Genomic DNA, 17,690 nt, shown 5'->3' with positions numbered 1-17,690 from the left:
TCATAAAAAAGCACCTTGTATTGGTCTGTTGTCGTAAACAAATTATACTTTAAAGTGCCTATTTATGGGCTTTATTTATGCTTTTGAATGTAGGAAATTTAGGATTTTCTATGTGCGAAAGTTGAGCAACTTAAACAAAAAAGTTGATTTACTTTTACGAAGAACTGGCAAAGTTGATTTATTTGATGAGTTTAATATTAAAGGCTTGGAAAAAGCTGCAAATATATTGGGGATATCAAAAGAAGCTTTGCGTTATAAGATTAAAAAGGAGGACACTTTGAAAGAAAATGTACATTATAGAAAAAATAGTGGCGGAAAATATTCTTTTAGTGAAAGTGCCCTTCTATCTGTTAAAGGGCTAATATAGAGTATAGTTTACATTTGAACTAGATAAAAAATAAATGAATGAAAATGGAGAGGTTTTGCTCATATACAAGCAAAATTTATTTGTACTAGGTGTCAAAAAGTGATCATTATTTGACAGCTGAAAAAAATTTAACTCTAAAAATAAAAATGCAACAATAGAGACACTTCAATTTAATAAAAAGGTTAGGACTAGCTATCTTAGCCTTTTTATCAAAAAAACTAACAAAATCTTACTTCAAAATATCGCTTATCAATTGTGATAGTTCAGGACTGTTTAACTTGGTCTTATACTCTACATTTACACCATTATCTTTTAACTTTTTGAAAAATGCTTTTGCACTTTCAATTTGAAGTTTTTCTCGTGGTCTTAAACCTATCTCATCATCAACACCTTTAGTTTCAACTACAAAATACAACTCTTTTTTATCTTCTGTTTCTATCACATACCCAAAATCTGGATTGTAGTTTCTCCCATGAGCTGTAGGAATATTTACTCGTGGGGAAGCTGTAACCCTCATAAATCATATATTAATCTTAACATTGAGCTTATAAAAAAGCCTAAAATTTGTATAGAATATGTAGTTTTTCATGAACTGGTTCATTTGATTTATCCAAATCATTCTCGTGAATTTTATGATTATCTATCTCTTTATATGAGTGATTGGGATAAACGAAAAGAAATTTTGGAGAAAGTATCTTAGATTCTTTTAAAAAATTACAAAAGTAGTTGAAGCCTCAATAAAAGCCTCCTAAAACTTCAAAACGACTCCGTTTGTGTCTCTGAGATTTTTATACTCCTCTATCAGATTTGAGAGCATATTGTCTCCGATTTCAATATTATTTACACCCATCAGTCCATCATAGACGATTCTATCTCCATACCCTAAGAGTATCAAAGAAGCTATACAAGGAAAACTTGGAATTATCTCGGCTATTGGGTCATAAAGACCGTAAACTAAGTATATTTTCTTCTTTTTAAGGCTCCATGCAAGTATTTCTGAATTGTTTATTTTCTCCATGATGATAAATTGATCATAGAGTATATTTTTGAAACTTTTTATGGTTTGGAGCTCTATTTGCGTAAGAGAAGCTTGCTCATTTGAGAGGTATTCGTCTATGAGTTGTGGATTTTTTGCAAAGTAGTCTCTAATATCGCTTATCTCGCCGCTATTCATAAGCTCCAAATCACAAAAGTATGTTCCGTTTTCCATAATATTAAAAATGGCATCTTTTTTCGGTCGCTTTTTGGCTTTTGCGTATTTGCTATATACGAAGGTTAAGAGCTTGTTGTAGCAGTTATAGTAGTTTTGAACTTCACTTTTTGAGAGCTTTGGTTTGTAGAGCAGTTTATATGGACTAAGAGAACTTAGCGGATTTTTGTTTTTGTTCAAACAGCACTTTTTATACTTTTTTCCGCTTCCGCATGGGCAAGGATCGTTTCTTTTTGCTTCCTCAAATGTTTGCTCTTTTACATGTTCTACTTTTCTGATTAAATCAAGCATGTAGTAGGTACTTATAGCGGTTGCGGAAAAATCCTCTAAAAACTGCTCTATAGTATTACCGTCTGAGGATAAAATCTGCATAAACTCTTTTGTGTTACATATAGACGACATGGAGAACATTGTTGCTATGGAATGCACTAAATCTTCAAATTCACCATATTCCGTCTTTATAGAGCGCATCAAACTATTAAGAGTGCTAAAGTCATAGCCTTTACTTTCAAAAGAATCATAAAGCCCACTCATGATAGTCATCACATACTTCTCCCTTAGAGTATCAAGAGTTAATTTATCATAAATAAGTTTGCAAAGGTTTTTACCAAGTGTCGCAATATCTCTATTTCTTAGGTTACCTTCTTCTAGCTGCATCAATGTAAAACTAATATCATTGCTAAACTCTAAAACCTCTTGAATAACGCTTTTAGCTTCATTTTCTGACTCAAATGCAGCATTTGAGAAAACGATATTTACAAGTTTGTTTGGATGAAATGTCGGCTCAAGAGCTATCGCTCCCAAGGTTGTGAAAAATAACTCAAAAGTATCTATGGGAGAGTTTACTTTTTTTAAAACTTTTTCAATTCGTTTAAGTGTATGGGCAGTAATCTTTTGTGGCTTTTTCATCATGCAAAATCTTTTTTACAAAATTATACATAGTTGAGTTTTAAAGCGAAATCAAAAAAAGAAAAATCGCCTTTTATGTTAAATAATGCAATGTAATACTAGCCCGATTATGCTTCATCTCATAGCTTACTTGTTGAAGAGAGTCTTCATAGCTATAACCTGCTTTTGCGTACTCAAACATCCTTCTTTTTGCAAAGTTCCATCTAAGACCATGTGAAGCTTCGCAAACTTCATTTGAAAGGAGTGCCGCTTGTTTGATATCTTGATAATAAGCTTGTCGATTGACAAACCAGCCGCAACTGTATCAATTTCTACTCTTTTTTCAATATATTAGGTACTCATTATGCTTTTTAACTATGATATTGCACATAAATGATATATCTACTTCACCGGACGCTTGATAATACGCCCATCACTTTTTTTAACATTGATATTTGATTGAGTGGGGAACAGGTACCAAGTGCTCCGGTTGAATTACTCAACGGGAAGCCAAAGATGACTTCCTTCACATTGGGAGTGAAAAACACTTGGTACCCCGTTGAATAATTGATGAAAATTATACGGGTTATGGAAATTTTTTGCCTGAGTGCATTTTTGACTACGCCTGATTTTATATGAGCATAATTGATGTGATTTGAGTACATAAGAGATGTATAGATTTGTTTTTAAGCTTAAATGGTAAGTATTTTTTTATTAGAAAACTATGGCTAAAATTTGAATTGGTGACTAATGGGTGACTAAAATGATTTTTTCTGAAACTTAAAGCATTGAGAAAAGCTCGTAATTAACGATGTTTCAAGAGATTTTAATAGAAGAATGGTGCGGATGAGAGGACTTGAACCTCCACACCTTACGGCACTAGATCCTAAGTCTAGCGTGTCTGCCATTTCACCACATCCGCATGTAGTTGTGTGTAACGATAAAAAGTGGTACGCCCATCAGGATTCGAACCTGAGACCGCACGCTTAGAAGGCGTGTGCTCTATCCAGCTGAGCTATGGACGCATGTATAAAAGTGGTGCGCCCGATAGGACTCGAACCTATAACCGTCGGATCCGAAGTCCGAAACTCTATCCATTGAGCTACGGACGCTTAAATTTATTATTTTTCATCGTTTTTATATTTGATTATGGGGTGGAATATGGGAATTGAACCCACGACCCCCAGGACCACAATCTGGTGCTCTAACCAACTGAGCTAATTCCACCATAATTTACTTTTACTTAATGGTCGGGGTGAAAGGACTCGAACCTTCGGCCCTCTGGTCCCAAACCAGATACTCTAACCATACTGAGCTACACCCCGACCTGCACATTAAAACAACATTGCAGCTGATTAATGAGGCGAAATTATAGTCAATAATAATTAAAAAGTCAATAGTATTTCATGGATTTTTCAATAAGTTTCTTGCAAAACCCAAAATACACTCGCTAATACCAATATTAAGTGTAGTTTGTTACAATAACATATTAGGCATATAAGGGGTTTTGTTTTGAATAATTTTTTTAGCGGTATCAACTCTTTTTTAGAGACAATTCTTTTTTTTGATATTTTTTTTGGTAGTATAGATGGGGTAAGGGTTCCTTTTTTGGTGGCTTGGCTTATCTTTGGCGGTATTTATCTCACTTTTTTAACAAAGTTTATCAACCTTAGAATGTTTAAACACTCTTTTGACATTATTCGCGGTAGGTACCGTACCGCTGAGGATGTTGGGGAAATTTCGCCATTTGGAGCGCTTACTACTGCACTTAGTGCAACGGTTGGGCTTGGCAATATTGCCGGAGTTGCGCTTGCTGTTTCGCTTGGTGGTCCAGGGGCAACTTTTTGGATGATAGTTGCAGGTTTTTTAGGGATGAGTTTAAAGTTTACAGAGGTGACGCTCTCGCTGCAGCATAGAGTTTTTTTGCAAGACGGGAGTGTTATGGGCGGGGCTATGGAGTATCTCTCTCGCGGCTTGGCACAAAAAGGGTATGCGAAATTTGGCAAAGTGCTTGCTCTTGTTTTTGCGCTGTTTATGATAGGCGGTGCTATTGGCGGAGGCAATATCTTTCAAGTCTCACAATCTCTTGGAGCAGTTTCACAAGAAATCCCCTTTTTTAAAGATTTTCCCATTATTTTTGGTCTTGTTGTCACGATGTTTGCGGGGTTTGTCATCATCGGGGGTGTTACACGCATAGCAAAAATCACGGAATTTCTTGTGCCCATCATGGCTGTTATCTACATCGGCGCTTCTTTGTGGATACTTGCGTATCATTTTGAAAAGCTTGATGATGCTATTGCTATTATATTTCATGAAGCATTTTCTACGAGTGCGCTTTATGGCGGAGTGGCTGGTGCTATCGTTCAGGGGTTTCAAAGAGCAGTTTTTTCAAGTGAAGCCGGGATTGGTTCTTCGCCTGTTGCCCATGCGCCTGTTAAGACAAAATATGCCGTACGTCAAGGACTTGTAGCGCTTTATGAGCCTTTTATAGATACTGTCGTTATTTGTACGATGACTGCGCTTGTCATAGTCATAACCGGTGTTTATGCGCATGATGGGGCGTATATGTCGCTTATAGAAGCAAAACAGGGAGCTGCGCTTACGAGTGCTGCGTATGGAACGGTAGTCTCTTGGTTCCCTACTATTCTCTCTCTTAGCATCACTCTTTTTGCATTTTCGACTATTATTGCTTGGTCTTACTATGGCGAACGAGCGTGGGTTTTTCTATTTGGCACAAGATACTCTATGGTTTATAAGCTAGGCTATCTGTTGCTTATCATCTTGGCAACTATTACTGAAACCGCTGTGCTTGTGGACTTTAGTTTTATGCTTTTTTTAACCATGGCGCTGCCAAACATACTTGGGCTTTTTATCCTTGGCGGCGACGTGAAACGGGAGCTTGAGGAGTATGTCGCAAAGCTCAAAAGCGGCGCATTGGACGAGGAGGCGCTGCGATGAGCAAAAGAGAGGCGTGTATGGAACTTTTAAAAAAAGAGGGGATAAGTCCTGATTCAAAGATAGATTTTGACGTCAACGGCGAGGTTCATACGCTTACGTTTGTATTTGTCATAGATAGTTTTATGATGGCATCTGTAGCGTCTCAAGAGTCGTTTGTAGCAGCGATGCAAAAGGCGTTGTCCTCCGGAGATGATGGTGTTCAAAAGTTTTTTGAAGCTATGGGGCAGTTACTTCTTATGACGCATTTGTCGCAAAAAATCGAGGTTTAACACGTATTTAAAGTTAGTAGGCGGATGAGCAACTCTACCGCGCCAAAGAGAGCGGCAGAGACAGATGCTCTTTTGTGTTTTAGAACTGAATAAGTCCGTTTACAGGGCTTGAAGCGGTTGCGTAAGGTCTTTTTGCTATGCGTCCTGAAAGGTAGCTCATACGACCTGCGATAACAGCGTGTTTCATCGCCTCCGCCATCATTATAGGGTTTTGCGCTCCGGCAATGGCAGTGTTTGTAAGTACGCCCTCGGCTCCAAGCTCCATCGCATACGCCGCATCACTCGCACATCCTATGCCCGCATCAACGATAACAGGAACACTTACCGCCTCGCGGATAAAGACGATGTTGTAAGGATTTTGTATCCCAAGACCGCTCCCGATTGGTGCAGCCAGAGGCATGATGGCATGCGCACCTGCATCTTCAAGGCGTTTTGCCATGATTGGGTCATCTGATGTGTATGCCATAATAGTAAAGCCCTCTTTTGCGAGTATTTGACACGCTTTGATGGTTTCTAATACATCCGGATAAAGTGTCTTTTGCGTATCGCCTATAACTTCAAGCTTGATAAGGTCAATCCCAGTCGCCTCACGAGTAAGCCTAAAAGTGGTTATTGCTTCTTCTGCCGTTATGCATCCTGCGGAGTTTGGTAAAAACTTCACATTTGTACCTGCAAACGTATCACGCAAATTCTCTTTGCTAGGGTCTGTGATGTTTAGACGGCGTACCGCAACGGTGATAAGCTCACTCCCGCTGGCAAGAGTAGCCTCTTTGGTTGTTTGAAAATCTTTGTACTTCCCGCTCCCAACGATTAAGCGACTGTTTAACTCATATTTTCCTATTTTTAGTGTCTCTTTCATTTATTTCTCCAATCTGCTTATTTCGTTTATCAAATCATCAGGCGTGAGTGAAAAATCTGCGCCATTGTAATTTAGTGCAAGTTTAGCGTGTGTTAATGAACCGTTGATTGCGGCTTCTAGCGGGGTGCGTCCTTGTGCCAAAAGTGCGCCGACAAGACCGCTTAAAACATCACCGCTGCCGCCTTTGGCAAGGGCGGGTGTTCCGTGCGGGTTGATATAAAATCTCTCGTCTTGCCCGATGATAACGTTTGCCCCTTTTAAGAGCAGTGTGATATTTGGGAAGGTTTTGCAAAAAAGCTCTGCATATTTAAACCGCTCTTTTTGCAGCTCCTCGGTGGTAATGTTAGCCACATTTGTTATCTTTAAAAGCGCGACAAATTCTTTTGCGTGCGGGGTTACAATGACGTTATCCCGCTTTAAAATATCTAAAATAACAGGCAAAGAGAGTATGTCTGCATCGGCGACAAGCGGCAGAGAGTTGTCCAAAAATGTATCTAGCTCTATCTGGCTAAACTCGGCTCCAAGTCCCATGCCAAGAGCTAATGCAGTCGCATTTGCTGGTACTTCATGAGAGTACATAAGCTGATGCGGGATTTGAATGACTTCATATCCGACCAAAGTTACAAGTCCTGCACCAAAGCGCAACGCCGATAAAGCACTCATGATACTTGCTCCGCTTTTTTCTCCGAGTGCCAACGCCAAATGCCCGTAACACCCTTTATGAGAGTCTTTTTTTGTTCTGTGGGGAAGCTTCAAATCTTGCAAATCCAGCAAGTTCCACCCACTCGGCTTTTCATAAACATCTCTACTGACGCCCAAGTCAAGAACTTTTATATCGCCTACAAACTCTTTTGCGCTGTCTAAAAACATTCTTTTTTTTAATGCACCCATTGTGAGCGTGACATCTGCACAAAAAAGGTAACCGGACGGTACATCACATGCTATTTTAAAGGCTTCTTGTGCATTCATCTGCTCTAGCACATTTTGTAGTTCGGCATTAAACGTACCGATAAAGCCCGTTCCCACAATGGCATCGACCAAAACATCACAATGCTCTAGTTTTTCTATCTCTTTTACACCTACGCTTTTTGCTCTTTTTTGTTGCAAAATTGCCATTGGCGATGATGGTTTTTTGAGAATGAGAAGTGAGGCATCATAGGTACCGTGCAAAAGCCTTCCAAGTGCTATGCCGTCGGCTCCGTTATTGCCGCTGCCACACACTATGATGATTTTTGCATTTTTGTTAAAATTGTTACGAATATACTCAGCCATACCCTCTGCGGCATGCTCCATCAAGATATCTTCGCTTAAAAAAAACTCCTCATAACACCTTTTATCTAAAGATGCAACCTCATCAAACAACTTTTGCATTGTTACACGTCAAATGTATATTCGTCAATCTCAACAACATTACTTTTTATATCGTTAAACAAAAGTGTTTGGTAGTTTGTTCTGTACTGATAAAAAAAGCGGTTTTTTGGCATCTTTTTAAGACTTGACGTGTTGAAATACTCCAAATTAGAGCATTTCCCGACATACAAGAATGTAAAAAGAAGCTTTATCTGCGGATTTTCAAATGTAGAGTGCGGCTGTGCCAAGAAAGTAAGCCCATATTTTTTAAGATTTAAGAAGTTAAGCATATAGAGCAAAAAGTCTTCAAATTTTGTGTAAAAACCGTTGAGATTTTCAATATCGTGGAAAAAGTAGTAGTAGTTTGCCAACAGCCCTTTATGTTGCAATGTAAGGGTAAGTTTACTGGTAATATCTTTTTTGTTAGAGAAAAAGTTCGGGTCAACTGCCATATAGATATGCTTTTTTGCCTCTACGAGAGCGTTAAAATTCTCTTGAAACTCATCACTTTCATCAAATCTTATATAGTTAAAATGCTCATCTTTGTAGCGTAGTTCTATGTCATGCTCATCCGAGTTGGAGAAGTCAAGATACAAAGTTGCAACATTGTTATCAATGACGTAGTTACGTATGCGACACGCCAAATTGGTCTTTCCTGCACCTTCCTCCGCTAAAATCAGCGTATTATAATAAAGCGACCGCTCTTCAAGTTTGAGTGTGCTGATACTGCTTACGTATTTTCCGAGTCTATCTCTCATACTTTTTCCTTTAAAAAATCTAGCGATTATTATACCCAAAGAGGGTATAATTGCACCATGAATTACAAAGAAATCGCACAACAAACCCTACAGATAGAAGCGCAAACTCTCCTTGATAGTGCAAAAAACATTGACGATGTTTTTGACAAAGCCGTAGAGATGGTTCTCGCATGCAAAGGCAAACTTATCGTGACAGGCGTGGGCAAATCCGGACTTATCGGTGCTAAGATGGCAGCTACTTTTGCCTCTACGGGAACACCCAGCTTTTTTCTTCATCCAACAGAAGCACTTCATGGCGACCTTGGGATGATTGGCAAAGAGGATGTGGTTCTTGCCATCAGCTACAGCGGAGAGAGTGAGGAGCTTAGTTCCATTTTGCCGCATATCAAAAGATTTGGCACGCCTATTATCGGTATGACACGGGACAAAACATCTACGCTTGGGAGCTACAGTGATTTGGTCATAGATGTAGTCGTCCAAAAAGAGGCATGTCCGCTCAACATCGCCCCTACAAGTTCTACCACACTCACGCTTGCCCTCGGTGATGCACTTGCGGTGTGCCTTATGAGAGCAAAAAACTTTCAAAAAAGTGATTTTGCCTCCTTTCATCCGGGGGGAGCTTTGGGTAAAAAACTCTTTGTAAAGGTTAAAGATTTGATGCGCACAAAAGATTTGCCACTTATTGGTGCGCAGACAAAAGTCAAAGATGCCATCGTCAAGATAAGCGAGGGGAGAATCGGAACTGTTCTGGTTGTTGATGAAGACGAGAGACTTTTAGCGCTTGTGAGTGACGGCGATATCAGAAGAGCTTTGATGAGTGAGGATTTTTCACTTGAAGAGAGCGTTTTGAAGTATGCTACGCTAAGCCCAAAAACCATAGCAGATGAAAACCTCCTTGCAAGTGAAGCACTTGTGATGATAGAGGAGAAAAAGATACAGCTTTTAGTAGTTACCGATAGCCAAAAAAGAGTGCAGGGAGTGCTTCATATCCATACACTCATAGAAAAAGGAATCTCATGAGACTTAACAAATATATCGCACATCACGCAAGCTACTCAAGAAGAGAGGCGGACAAGGCTATTCAAGCCGGCTATGTAAGAGTGGACGGCGAGATTCAAACAAATCCGGCTACCGATGTCATTGAGGGTGTTTCAGAGGTCTATGTCAGCGGCAAGCAAGTTTCGCCTCGTGACAAATATACCGTAATCGTCTATAACAAACCAAAAGGCGAACTTGTTACAAAAAGCGACCCAAAAGGCAGACGCACCATCTATGACACGCTTCCAAAAGAGTACAAACACTACATCCCTGTGGGCAGACTTGACTTTGCTTCTGAGGGATTATTGCTGCTTACAGACACCTCAAGGGTTGCATCCGCACTGATGGAGTCAGACCTAGAGCGTATCTACAAAATCAAAATCAGAGGTGAAATTACACCAGAGATGGAAGCAGCGATGCTAGGCGGCATGGTGCTGGAAGACGCAACGGCAGGCGGGCATAGCCACTCAAAGATAACGCAGATGGAGTTTAAACCCTTTATCGGTTACAAAATCCAAAAAAACCAACCCAACTACTCCACGCTCAAAGTGGCTATCAGCGAGGGGCAAAACCGTGAACTTAGACGCTTTTTTGCCCATTTCAAAGCAGAAGTTGTTGACTTAAAGAGGGTAAGTTTTGCAGAGATAGAGCTTAATAACCTCCCAGAGAGCAAAGTACGCTTTTTAACCCGCAGCGAATACTCCGCACTCGCAAAGTTTCTAAAAGAGGAACAAAAAGAGCAGAGCAAAGAGACAAAAAAACCGCGTCCTTCAAAAGAGAGCCAAATAGCGCCTTCAAAAAAAGAGGGTACACCAAAAAAAGAGTCCAGGAAAGATTTTAAAAAAGAGCATACAAAAGAGCCTCGTAAAACTGCAAAAAAGCCGGTGTTTAAAGAGAAAAAGAGAGGCTGATTTTGGCTGATTTTACCCATCTTTTACGTCCAAAATCTTTTGATGCAATGGTTGGGCAAGAGCATTTGAGTGCGCCCGCCGCCCCATTGAGAGTGCTTTGTGAAAAAGAGGCTTTGGGACACGCTTTTTTCTTTGGACCATCGGGATGCGGCAAAACCTCACTTGCACGCATCATCGCTACAACTATGAAACTTCCGTTTTATGAGTTCAATGCAACAAGCATTAAGATAGAGGATTTGCGCAAAATCTTTGAGCGCTACAAAAATACACTCCAAAAGCCGCTTCTATTTATAGATGAAGTACACCGCTTGGCAAAAAATCAGCAAGAGGTTTTGCTTCCCGTCATGGAGAACAACTCTGCTCTTATCATCGGCGCATCCACCGAAAACCCATTTTTCTCGCTCACATCTGCCATCCGTTCCCGCTCCATGCTTTTTGAACTCTACGCTATCTCAAATGAATCGCTTGAAAAGCTTCTTGCAAAGGCTTTATCTGAGAGTTCTCTTGTGTGTGACAAGGATGCGGCAGAGTATCTCATTCTTAGCAGCGGCGGCGATGCAAGAGCAATGCTTAAGCTTCTTGAGTTTGCTTCAAATATAGATACACACATCACGCTTGCCCTCCTAAAGTCGCTAAGACCAAATGCGCTGAGTGCGGGAAGCAGTGAAGCAGGAGTGCATTACGACCTTACAAGTGCGATGATAAAGTCGATTCGCGGCTCCGACATGGATGCCGCCATCTACTATCTTGCACGTCTCATTGAAGGCGGAGAGAGTGCGGAGTTTATAGCAAGAAGGCTTGTCATCCTCGCAAGTGAAGATGTGGGCAACGCCAACCCTCAGGCACTTACTCTTGCTACAAGTGCGATGACAAGTGTCGCAAAGATAGGCTACCCGGAAGCCCGCATCATCCTTGCTCAAGCCGTTGTCTATCTCTGCGCCTCTCCAAAATCCAACTCCTCTTATACCGCCATCAATGAAGCCATGCGCGCCGTTCAAAACGGGGTAATGCTAGAAATCCCAAAGCATATCAGGCAAAATCATGAAGGCTACCTTTACCCGCATGATTTTGGCGGCTATGTAAAACAGACATACCTTTCAGAACCGCTCAAATTTATTACGCTAAAAGAGAGCGGTTACGAGAAAAAGATGAAAGAGTGGATGGATTCTATCTTAAACCGTTTTAGTTAAGTTTAATACTTTTAAGTATAGACTTATATATATAATCAGAGAGAATTATAATTCAAAAAAAGTGGGTACACATGGAAATAAAATCCTCATCAGGAATTGTTACGATTACTGGAAATATAAAAACGATTGCAGACTTTCAAAGCATCAAACAAACCGTAGATGGAGTTGTTGCGACACATAAGTTGGTTACTATCAACATTGTTGATTCTCTTTCGATAACTTCTTCCGTAATCGGTTATCTTAACAAGCTTGTTTTAAAAGACAAGGTGGATGTGCGCCTTATTGTTGGCAACGAGGAGCTTTTCAATCTCTTAGATGATTTAAATCTTGTTTCTACTTTTAAAGCATATAGGAGTATGCTATGACTATCAAGTATAAACTCAATCTAATTACGGCTATCGTTGTATCTTTTGCGCTGATTATCATTGTTTTAGCGACATTTAAGGCTGCAGAGGACAAAACGACCATTACACGTTCTCAAGAACTCAATGTTCTCTCTCAAAAGTTAAGTCTTGTTATCCATGAGACACAAAAGGAACGTGGGGCAAGTGCCGGCTTTCTGGGTTCCGGCGGAAAACAGTTTGGCGATATCTTGCCAAAGCAAAGAGAGGCTACCGCAAAAGAGTACGAAGCACTTAAAGAGTATATTGCTACGCTTGATTTGACACGTTTATCTACAGAGCTTAAAAGTCAAATCGTTGCATTTCAGGCAGATATGGAGAAAATCAACACCATTCGCTCGCAAGTAGATGCACTCTCTATCAGCACAAAAGATAGTGTGGCATACTATACCGACATGAATACAAAAATCTTAAACATTGTCTCGCTCAGCGCAAAGATAGCGACTGCTCCGGAACTTATTAAGGCGCTTGATGCATATAGTAACTTTCTCAAATCAAAAGAGCGTGCAGGGATCGAGCGTGCTGTTATGAGTGCTACATTTGGAGCAGGTAAATTTGGAGAGGGTGTTTTTGCAAAATGGATTACACTTATAGCAGAACAAAACGCTTATATGGATGCTTTTTTAGCAATGGCAACCGAAGAGTCTAAAAATCTTTACAAAACAAAGATAGAGGCTCCGGTCATCGCCGAAGTTAACAAAATGAGAGATATTGCAAGAGCAAAAGCTTTGGAAGGTGACTTTGGTATAGATAGTGTTGTTTGGTTTAAGACAATAACTAAAAAGATTGATATTTTAAAAGAGATAGATGATACGTTAGCAGAGCAAAATACACAACTGCTAGAGAGACTTAAAAGCGTTTCTATTACTACGGCTGTTGTATCACTTGGAAGCTACACCGCATTTGCTATTGCTATTTTTGTTATCATCTTCATTATCAGCAGGGGTGTTAACACAAGCGTGAGAAGTTCTTTAGATAAGATTGGCTGTGTCTCAAGCAACCTTGATTTGACATGCGATATCATTGTTGAAGGCAAAGATGAGATTTCTCAAATCTCAAGAGCGCTCCACACAATGATAGTGGCTTTTAAAGAGAGTGTATATCAAGCAAAAGATGTCTCCACAACAACATCAAAAGAGAGCAAGATACTCAGCGGCATTGTCGAACAGCTTACTCAAAACGGCAAAGTTGCAGATAAAAAAATCGGCAATATCAATTTGCTTGTAACTGAGGTCGGAGGGCGTCTTGATGCAATAGAGGAGTCGTCTATCACCATTACGGAAGATTTAAATAAAACATTTAATGTTTTGGATAGCTTTATAGATGAGTTGGATATGGTTGTGCGGGCTATTGACGAGGGAAGCCAAAATCAACAAGAGTTGGCACACAAAGTCTCATCGCTTACGGAACAAGCAAAAAACATAAAAGATGTTTTAGCCATTATCTCAGATATTGCAGACCAGACTAACCTTTTAGCACTCAATGCAGCCATAGAAGCGGCACGTGCAGGGGAGCATGGGCGCGGATTTGCAGTTGTTGCGGATGAAGTGCGCAAACTGGCAGAGAGAACACAAAGAAGCTTAAGTGAGATAAGCGCAAATGTTAATCTTATCACACAAAACGTTATTGAGATTGCAGAAGAGACTGCAAAAACATCACGCAATATGACAAGTATTGCGAGTTCGGCGCAAGGGCTTATAACTTCTTCCCAAGAGACAAAAGACAACCTCTCCGCAACGGCAGAAAGATCAAATGATGCGATGCACCAGAGTACATATATCGCAACAAAAACAAAAGAACTTATGGAAGAGATGAATGAAATCATTGAAATCTCTAAGAACAACACAGCACACCGAAACCTTGTTGATGAAGCAGCTTTAAAGCTCTCAATGGATGCAAACAGGCTCCAGAGTGAGTTGAGCAAATTTAGAATTTAATGCAAAACGACATTGACGCCTCAATATTGGGTTATCTCGGTTCTTTGACACTTTTATGTGTCGAAGAAAATGAAGCAGCACAGTTCATTTATGCTTCCATTTTTAAAGATATCGTAAAAGAGATTGTTTTTGCATCAAATTGCGAAGAGGGTATAGAAAAATTTGCTCTTCATAAAGTGGATATCATAATTACGGACTATAGTATGCCACATCTCAATGGCATTGAGATGATTAAGCGAATTAAAGGGATAGATACCGAAGTACCAATTATTTTTGTGACTGCCATAAAAGAGACAGATATTATTATCGAAGCACTCCGCTTAGGCGTTAACAACTTTTTAAAAAAACCCATTGTAGCATCTGAGGTAATTCAAGCAGTTGAAAATGCCGCAAAAATTGTTTTGGCAGATAGATACCTTAAAAAACAGCGAGAGAAAAAAATCAAAGAACTTGAAAAAAAAGAGAAGTACAACTCTTTTCAAGAGGAACTGGCATTTGCCAAAGAACTCAACATTCTAAGAAATGATTTTTACTACCAGATGCATGAAAACAACTCTGTAGTACTAATTGATTTTTTTTATAAGCCGCTTGATGTCTTAAGCGGTGATTCCTATAGTGCCAGAGAGATAGATAAAGATACGCAGTTTTATTTTATCATTGATGGCATGGGTAAGGGTCTTTCTGCTTCATTAACTTCGATGTTGCTTACCTCACACATTAATCATATCATCGATAAAAGAGTTAGACCGTTTGATTTAAAAGAGGTTGTTAATGAGGCAGTTGATTATATAAAACCTATCCTTCTTGATGAGGAGGCGATAGCAGCGGACTTTGTTGTTATTGACTACAAAAATCTCACAATGGAGTATGCAAAATTTGCGATGCCGCCTTCGCTTATGCAGTCAAATACAAACGAAATAGTCAAAATTAAATCTAATAACCCACCTCTCAGCAAATACACCAGCCAAACAAATGTCTCATCTTTAGATATTTTAAATATGATGAAGTTTCTTTTTTATAGTGACGGTGTTGTAGAAAGCAGTATGCGTGGTAGGTGTAAGCCCTACACAAACTACTTGGAAAGAGACTTTCTGTCCTCTTTTTCCAAAGATGAACTCCGTGAAAAAATCCTGTGGCAGATAGAAGAGCAGGAGGATGATATGACATTTGTCTTTATCAATAGGCTTGACTACACCACTAGTGCTACTGTCAATAAAAGTTTTGAAACAAGCTTGGCAGCAGTAGAGGAGGCGAATGATTGGTATGTTAATTTTTGGGCCTCTCTTACAAGCGATTACAAACTTGCCTACAATGCCGGCGTTGTTTTTACCGAACTTTTTATGAATGCTTATGAACATGGCAATCTAGGGGTTGATGCACAAACAAAGCATAAGCTTATGGAGGAAGATAATTACTTCACCACTCTTGAAAAACTGGATAAGGCATGTAACAAAAAGATAGAAGTCTCTGTTAGCACGATTTACTATAGCGGTAGCAGATACATTACAACAACCATTAGAGATGAAGGTGATGGCTTTGATACACAGATCCTAAGCAAGATTTTCCGTGATAGAAAAAATTTTAACGGCAGAGGTGTTTATATCTCAAGACAATCTTCACGTGGAATATACTACAATGCAAAAGGAACAAGTGTACTTTTCTTGCACAAAATAGAAGAGGGAAAATAAGAGAAGAGACGCGCTTACGAACTTTTTTATAAAAGTGTGCGTAAGCGGTCAGTTGTTTACTTGCTAAGTGCTGCTTTTGATGCTGCTGCAACTGCGCTAAACGCTGTTGCGTCATTCATCGCCATATCAGCAAGAACTTTACGGTCAAGCTCGATGCCAGCTCTGTTAAGACCATTGATAAATGTTGAATAGTTCATTCCATTTAAACGGCAAGCTGCATTGATACGGATAATCCATAGTTTACGGAAATCACGTTTCTTTTGCTTACGGTCACGGAATGAGTAGTACATTGAGCGCTCTAACTGCTCTTTAGCTTTACGGTAATGTTTGCGGCGACCGCTATAAAAACCTTTAGCTAGTTTTAAAATCTTTTTGTGTTTTCTTCTACGAACAACACCTGTTTTTACTCTTGGCATATTTTTCCTTTATGTTCTTTACCCAGTCACTCTTTTGTACTCAGGGTGCCACGCTTTTGGTGGTCTTGCCCAAACCTGAAGTTTGGAGATTTAATGAATCAACTAAAATTAGTTAATCATAGCCTTTACATTTTTTTCGTCAACTTTAGCAATCACTTTTGGTTTATGCTGTCTTGTACGAGTTTGTGGATCTTGTTTTGTTAAGATATGGCTTCTAAACGCTGTACCACGTTTAACTGTACCATTTTTCTTCACTTTAAAGCGCTTAACAGCACCTTTAACAGATTTCATCTTTGGCATCGAAACTCCTTTGTAAAATTCTCAAGCGCAAACGCACTTTAAGGGCGCAATTATACCCAATTTTTTTCAAATCAGCTATAATTTTGCTATGAATTCCATAAAACATATACATAATGCACTTCAGGATTTAGACAAAGAGGTGGAGGCGATACTGCTTGACATGAGCCTTCCAATGAACGAAAAAGACAACCGCATGCTTCCGCTTTTGCAGCAAAAAAGAGTTTTGACACAAACCTTAGAGGATTTAACCTACTTAAAAAATAATCCGCCAAAACCAAATCAGGCGTGTGGGATATCGAAATATAGAAATGATTGAGAAATTTTAACTAAGAAGTTGGAGATAAATCAAGAGACTCCCCTCCAGATACCTGCGGCACATAGCGGACAAAGGCGTGCTGCTGTATTCCTACCCTGACACAGTATCTTCGGACACCATTGCACAGGTCTAAAGAGAAGCGGTGGAATTATACCTAAAAAAAGCAAATTTAAAGGCGAATATCTAAATTTTTAAAAGAATGTGAATCTGTTGAGTGTAAAAATGCAATATTTTTTTTCATCTGCTGCATAGATATCAGCGTTTCATCTTTTAGTTTTTGTATCTGAAATGTTGCCTCTTTGAGAAGATAGAGTGCCTCTTGCATCTCCTCTTTTTCTTTTAGTTGCGGAACACTGCCAAGCAGTTTTTGAAGTGAAGCGACATCGCCCTCTACTACGGCAATCTTGAGTTTACCCAGCCACATTGGTAGTCTCTCTCCATGCTTCAAGAAGCCCTTTGAAGACATTATTGACTTCATCGATTTTAGACTCGTCTTTTTTGACATTGGCTTGATTGAGAAGTTGAATCTGGTAGTTATAAAGCCCCTCAAGATAGTAGGCAACTTTTCCATGTTTAAAATCCAAAACAGCAATAAGTTCTGTTATCACGGCTATGGAGCGATTAATCCAGTAAACTCTTTTTTCTATATTGCCATCCTTGATGGCTTTTTTTGCCTGCGCATTAAAACGAAGCACCCCTTCGTACATCATCTCTATCAATTTTTCAGGAGATTCTATTCCTACATTGTTTTGTGAGTATATATTATAAGCTGTATTACCATACATTTCAGACCCTTTTGTATCATCTTTAACTTTATGTTTCATGCAGAGCAAA

Annotated in this window: 20 protein-coding genes, 5 tRNA genes and 1 other RNA gene; 11 read left to right on the top strand and 15 right to left on the bottom strand. The window is 39.5% G+C overall.

The features are described 5' to 3' along the window. The first annotated feature begins 64 nt into the window (after positions 1-64). Complete coding sequence (locus PHY84_RS08215) at positions 65-367, top strand: hypothetical protein (RefSeq protein WP_299858896.1); 303 nt, start codon at positions 65-67, stop codon at positions 365-367. A gap of 229 nt (positions 368-596) precedes the next feature. On the opposite strand, the gene PHY84_RS08210 is transcribed toward PHY84_RS08215, so the two are convergent. After that, positions 597-884, bottom strand: coding sequence for a hypothetical protein (locus tag PHY84_RS08210; RefSeq protein ID WP_299858895.1), 288 nt, complete (start codon positions 882-884; stop codon positions 597-599). On the opposite strand from PHY84_RS08210, the gene PHY84_RS08205 reads away from it, so the two are divergent. Further along, positions 840-1,067, top strand: a complete 228-nt coding sequence (locus PHY84_RS08205; protein WP_299858894.1) for a M48 family metallopeptidase — start codon at positions 840-842, stop codon at positions 1,065-1,067. The two genes, PHY84_RS08210 and PHY84_RS08205, sit on opposite strands and share 45 nt — an antisense overlap. Before the next feature lie 48 nt (positions 1,068-1,115). Here PHY84_RS08205 and PHY84_RS08200 read toward each other — a convergent pair whose 3' ends face one another. The 6 genes from PHY84_RS08200 to PHY84_RS08175 all read right to left on the bottom strand — a co-directional run bounded on the left by PHY84_RS08200 (position 1,116) and on the right by PHY84_RS08175 (position 3,790). Beyond that, on the bottom strand, positions 1,116-2,486 hold the full coding sequence (locus tag PHY84_RS08200; RefSeq protein ID WP_299858893.1) for an SEC-C domain-containing protein: 1,371 nt from the start codon (positions 2,484-2,486) through the stop codon (positions 1,116-1,118). Positions 2,487-3,303: 817 nt separating this feature from the next. Then, a tRNA-Leu gene (locus tag PHY84_RS08195) sits at positions 3,304-3,387 on the bottom strand. A gap of 26 nt (positions 3,388-3,413) precedes the next feature. Next, a tRNA-Arg gene (locus PHY84_RS08190) sits at positions 3,414-3,490 on the bottom strand. 11 nt (positions 3,491-3,501) lie between these two features. After that, positions 3,502-3,577, bottom strand: a tRNA-Arg gene (locus PHY84_RS08185). 38 nt (positions 3,578-3,615) lie between these two features. Then, positions 3,616-3,692 (bottom strand) — tRNA-His (locus PHY84_RS08180). Positions 3,693-3,712: 20 nt separating this feature from the next. Continuing rightward, positions 3,713-3,790 (bottom strand) — tRNA-Pro (locus PHY84_RS08175). Between the two features lie 187 nt (positions 3,791-3,977). Here PHY84_RS08175 and PHY84_RS08170 point away from each other — a divergent pair. Further along, entirely contained in the window at positions 3,978-5,423 is a 1,446-nt protein-coding gene (locus tag PHY84_RS08170) for an alanine/glycine:cation symporter family protein (protein ID WP_299858892.1), read from the top strand. Continuing rightward, positions 5,420-5,692, top strand: a complete 273-nt coding sequence (locus PHY84_RS08165; RefSeq protein ID WP_299858891.1) for a hypothetical protein — start codon at positions 5,420-5,422, stop codon at positions 5,690-5,692. Before PHY84_RS08170 ends, PHY84_RS08165 begins: the two co-directional genes overlap by 4 nt. A gap of 79 nt (positions 5,693-5,771) precedes the next feature. Here PHY84_RS08165 and PHY84_RS08160 read toward each other — a convergent pair whose 3' ends face one another. The 3 genes from PHY84_RS08160 to PHY84_RS08150 are packed head-to-tail and all read right to left on the bottom strand — an operon-like array spanning position 5,772 to position 8,659. Further along, positions 5,772-6,551: a thiazole synthase gene (locus PHY84_RS08160; RefSeq protein ID WP_299858890.1), complete on the bottom strand. Its 780-nt coding sequence runs from the start codon at positions 6,549-6,551 to the stop codon at positions 5,772-5,774. Then, positions 6,552-7,922 carry an NAD(P)H-hydrate dehydratase gene (locus PHY84_RS08155; protein WP_299858889.1) on the bottom strand — a complete coding sequence of 457 codons (1,371 nt, stop codon included), beginning with the start codon at positions 7,920-7,922 and terminating at the stop codon, positions 6,552-6,554. Between the two features lie 2 nt (positions 7,923-7,924). After that, positions 7,925-8,659 (bottom strand): ATP-binding protein, encoded by a 735-nt coding sequence (locus tag PHY84_RS08150; protein ID WP_299858888.1) that lies wholly within the window; start codon positions 8,657-8,659, stop codon positions 7,925-7,927. Positions 8,660-8,716: 57 nt separating this feature from the next. Here PHY84_RS08150 and PHY84_RS08145 point away from each other — a divergent pair, with 57 nt between their 5' ends. The 6 genes from PHY84_RS08145 to PHY84_RS08120 all read left to right on the top strand — a co-directional run bounded on the left by PHY84_RS08145 (position 8,717) and on the right by PHY84_RS08120 (position 15,824). Beyond that, the gene (locus tag PHY84_RS08145; protein WP_299858887.1) at positions 8,717-9,679 is read left to right on the top strand and encodes a KpsF/GutQ family sugar-phosphate isomerase; all 963 of its coding nucleotides are present in this window, start codon (positions 8,717-8,719) and stop codon (positions 9,677-9,679) included. After that, positions 9,676-10,608, top strand: coding sequence for a pseudouridine synthase (locus tag PHY84_RS08140; RefSeq protein ID WP_299858886.1), 933 nt, complete (start codon positions 9,676-9,678; stop codon positions 10,606-10,608). Before PHY84_RS08145 ends, PHY84_RS08140 begins: the two co-directional genes overlap by 4 nt. A 2-nt stretch (positions 10,609-10,610) precedes the next feature. After that, complete coding sequence (locus tag PHY84_RS08135) at positions 10,611-11,798, top strand: replication-associated recombination protein A (protein ID WP_299858885.1); 1,188 nt, start codon at positions 10,611-10,613, stop codon at positions 11,796-11,798. A 71-nt stretch (positions 11,799-11,869) separates the two neighbouring features. Then, positions 11,870-12,163 (top strand): hypothetical protein, encoded by a 294-nt coding sequence (locus PHY84_RS08130; RefSeq protein ID WP_299858884.1) that lies wholly within the window; start codon positions 11,870-11,872, stop codon positions 12,161-12,163. After that, the gene (locus PHY84_RS08125) at positions 12,160-14,136 is read left to right on the top strand and encodes a methyl-accepting chemotaxis protein (RefSeq protein WP_299858883.1); all 1,977 of its coding nucleotides are present in this window, start codon (positions 12,160-12,162) and stop codon (positions 14,134-14,136) included. Before PHY84_RS08130 ends, PHY84_RS08125 begins: the two co-directional genes overlap by 4 nt. Further along, positions 14,136-15,824, top strand: coding sequence for a response regulator (locus PHY84_RS08120; protein ID WP_299858882.1), 1,689 nt, complete (start codon positions 14,136-14,138; stop codon positions 15,822-15,824). Before PHY84_RS08125 ends, PHY84_RS08120 begins: the two co-directional genes overlap by 1 nt. Positions 15,825-15,880: 56 nt before the next feature. On the opposite strand, the gene rplT is transcribed toward PHY84_RS08120, so the two are convergent. Together rplT and rpmI are read right to left on the bottom strand one after the other, a co-directional pair. Beyond that, a complete protein-coding gene (gene rplT / locus PHY84_RS08115) occupies positions 15,881-16,240 on the bottom strand; it encodes a 50S ribosomal protein L20 (protein WP_299858881.1) in 360 nt (119 codons plus the stop codon). 108 nt (positions 16,241-16,348) lie between these two features. Beyond that, a complete protein-coding gene (gene rpmI, locus PHY84_RS08110) occupies positions 16,349-16,540 on the bottom strand; it encodes a 50S ribosomal protein L35 (protein WP_299858880.1) in 192 nt (63 codons plus the stop codon). An 88-nt stretch (positions 16,541-16,628) separates the two neighbouring features. Here rpmI and PHY84_RS08105 point away from each other — a divergent pair, with 88 nt between their 5' ends. After that, a complete protein-coding gene (locus tag PHY84_RS08105) occupies positions 16,629-16,856 on the top strand; it encodes a hypothetical protein (protein ID WP_299858879.1) in 228 nt (75 codons plus the stop codon). A 38-nt stretch (positions 16,857-16,894) separates the two neighbouring features. On the opposite strand, the gene ffs is transcribed toward PHY84_RS08105, so the two are convergent. From ffs to fliS, 3 genes are all read right to left on the bottom strand, one after another. Then, positions 16,895-16,992: signal recognition particle sRNA small type (gene ffs, locus PHY84_RS08100), an RNA gene on the bottom strand. A gap of 33 nt (positions 16,993-17,025) precedes the next feature. Then, positions 17,026-17,280, bottom strand: coding sequence for a hypothetical protein (locus PHY84_RS08095; RefSeq protein WP_299858877.1), 255 nt, complete (start codon positions 17,278-17,280; stop codon positions 17,026-17,028). Next, positions 17,267-17,641, bottom strand: coding sequence for a flagellar export chaperone FliS (fliS, locus tag PHY84_RS08090; RefSeq protein ID WP_299858876.1), 375 nt, complete (start codon positions 17,639-17,641; stop codon positions 17,267-17,269). Before fliS ends, PHY84_RS08095 begins: the two co-directional genes overlap by 14 nt. Positions 17,642-17,690 lie beyond the last annotated feature (49 nt).

It is taken from the genome of Sulfurimonas sp. (assembly GCF_028694605.1).
Lineage (GTDB): Bacteria > Campylobacterota > Campylobacteria > Campylobacterales > Sulfurimonadaceae > Sulfurimonas.
Note: the sequence above shows the minus strand (reverse complement) of the source record. Positions and strands in the feature narration are given on the sequence as shown.

Bases quoted from the DNA above. Each gene is read 5' to 3' on its own strand.
- PHY84_RS08160 (WP_299858890.1), bottom strand. From the start codon at position 6,551: ATGAAAGAGACACTAAAAATAGGAAAATATGAGTTAAACAGTCGCTTA.
- PHY84_RS08120 (WP_299858882.1), top strand. From the start codon at position 14,136: ATGCAAAACGACATTGACGCCTCAATATTGGGTTATCTCGGTTCTTTG.
- PHY84_RS08200 (WP_299858893.1), bottom strand. From the start codon at position 2,486: ATGAAAAAGCCACAAAAGATTACTGCCCATACACTTAAACGAATTGAA.
- PHY84_RS08145 (WP_299858887.1), top strand. From the start codon at position 8,717: ATGAATTACAAAGAAATCGCACAACAAACCCTACAGATAGAAGCGCAA.
- PHY84_RS08215 (WP_299858896.1), top strand. From the start codon at position 65: ATGGGCTTTATTTATGCTTTTGAATGTAGGAAATTTAGGATTTTCTAT.
- PHY84_RS08150 (WP_299858888.1), bottom strand. From the start codon at position 8,659: ATGAGAGATAGACTCGGAAAATACGTAAGCAGTATCAGCACACTCAAA.
- fliS (WP_299858876.1), bottom strand. From the start codon at position 17,641: ATGTATGGTAATACAGCTTATAATATATACTCACAAAACAATGTAGGA.
- PHY84_RS08130 (WP_299858884.1), top strand. From the start codon at position 11,870: ATGGAAATAAAATCCTCATCAGGAATTGTTACGATTACTGGAAATATA.
- PHY84_RS08165 (WP_299858891.1), top strand. From the start codon at position 5,420: ATGAGCAAAAGAGAGGCGTGTATGGAACTTTTAAAAAAAGAGGGGATA.
- rpmI (WP_299858880.1), bottom strand. From the start codon at position 16,540: ATGCCAAAGATGAAATCTGTTAAAGGTGCTGTTAAGCGCTTTAAAGTG.
- PHY84_RS08205 (WP_299858894.1), top strand. From the start codon at position 840: ATGAGCTGTAGGAATATTTACTCGTGGGGAAGCTGTAACCCTCATAAA.
- PHY84_RS08105 (WP_299858879.1), top strand. From the start codon at position 16,629: ATGAATTCCATAAAACATATACATAATGCACTTCAGGATTTAGACAAA.
- PHY84_RS08210 (WP_299858895.1), bottom strand. From the start codon at position 884: ATGAGGGTTACAGCTTCCCCACGAGTAAATATTCCTACAGCTCATGGG.
- PHY84_RS08140 (WP_299858886.1), top strand. From the start codon at position 9,676: ATGAGACTTAACAAATATATCGCACATCACGCAAGCTACTCAAGAAGA.
- rplT (WP_299858881.1), bottom strand. From the start codon at position 16,240: ATGCCAAGAGTAAAAACAGGTGTTGTTCGTAGAAGAAAACACAAAAAG.
- PHY84_RS08125 (WP_299858883.1), top strand. From the start codon at position 12,160: ATGACTATCAAGTATAAACTCAATCTAATTACGGCTATCGTTGTATCT.
- PHY84_RS08095 (WP_299858877.1), bottom strand. From the start codon at position 17,280: ATGTGGCTGGGTAAACTCAAGATTGCCGTAGTAGAGGGCGATGTCGCT.
- PHY84_RS08155 (WP_299858889.1), bottom strand. From the start codon at position 7,922: ATGCAAAAGTTGTTTGATGAGGTTGCATCTTTAGATAAAAGGTGTTAT.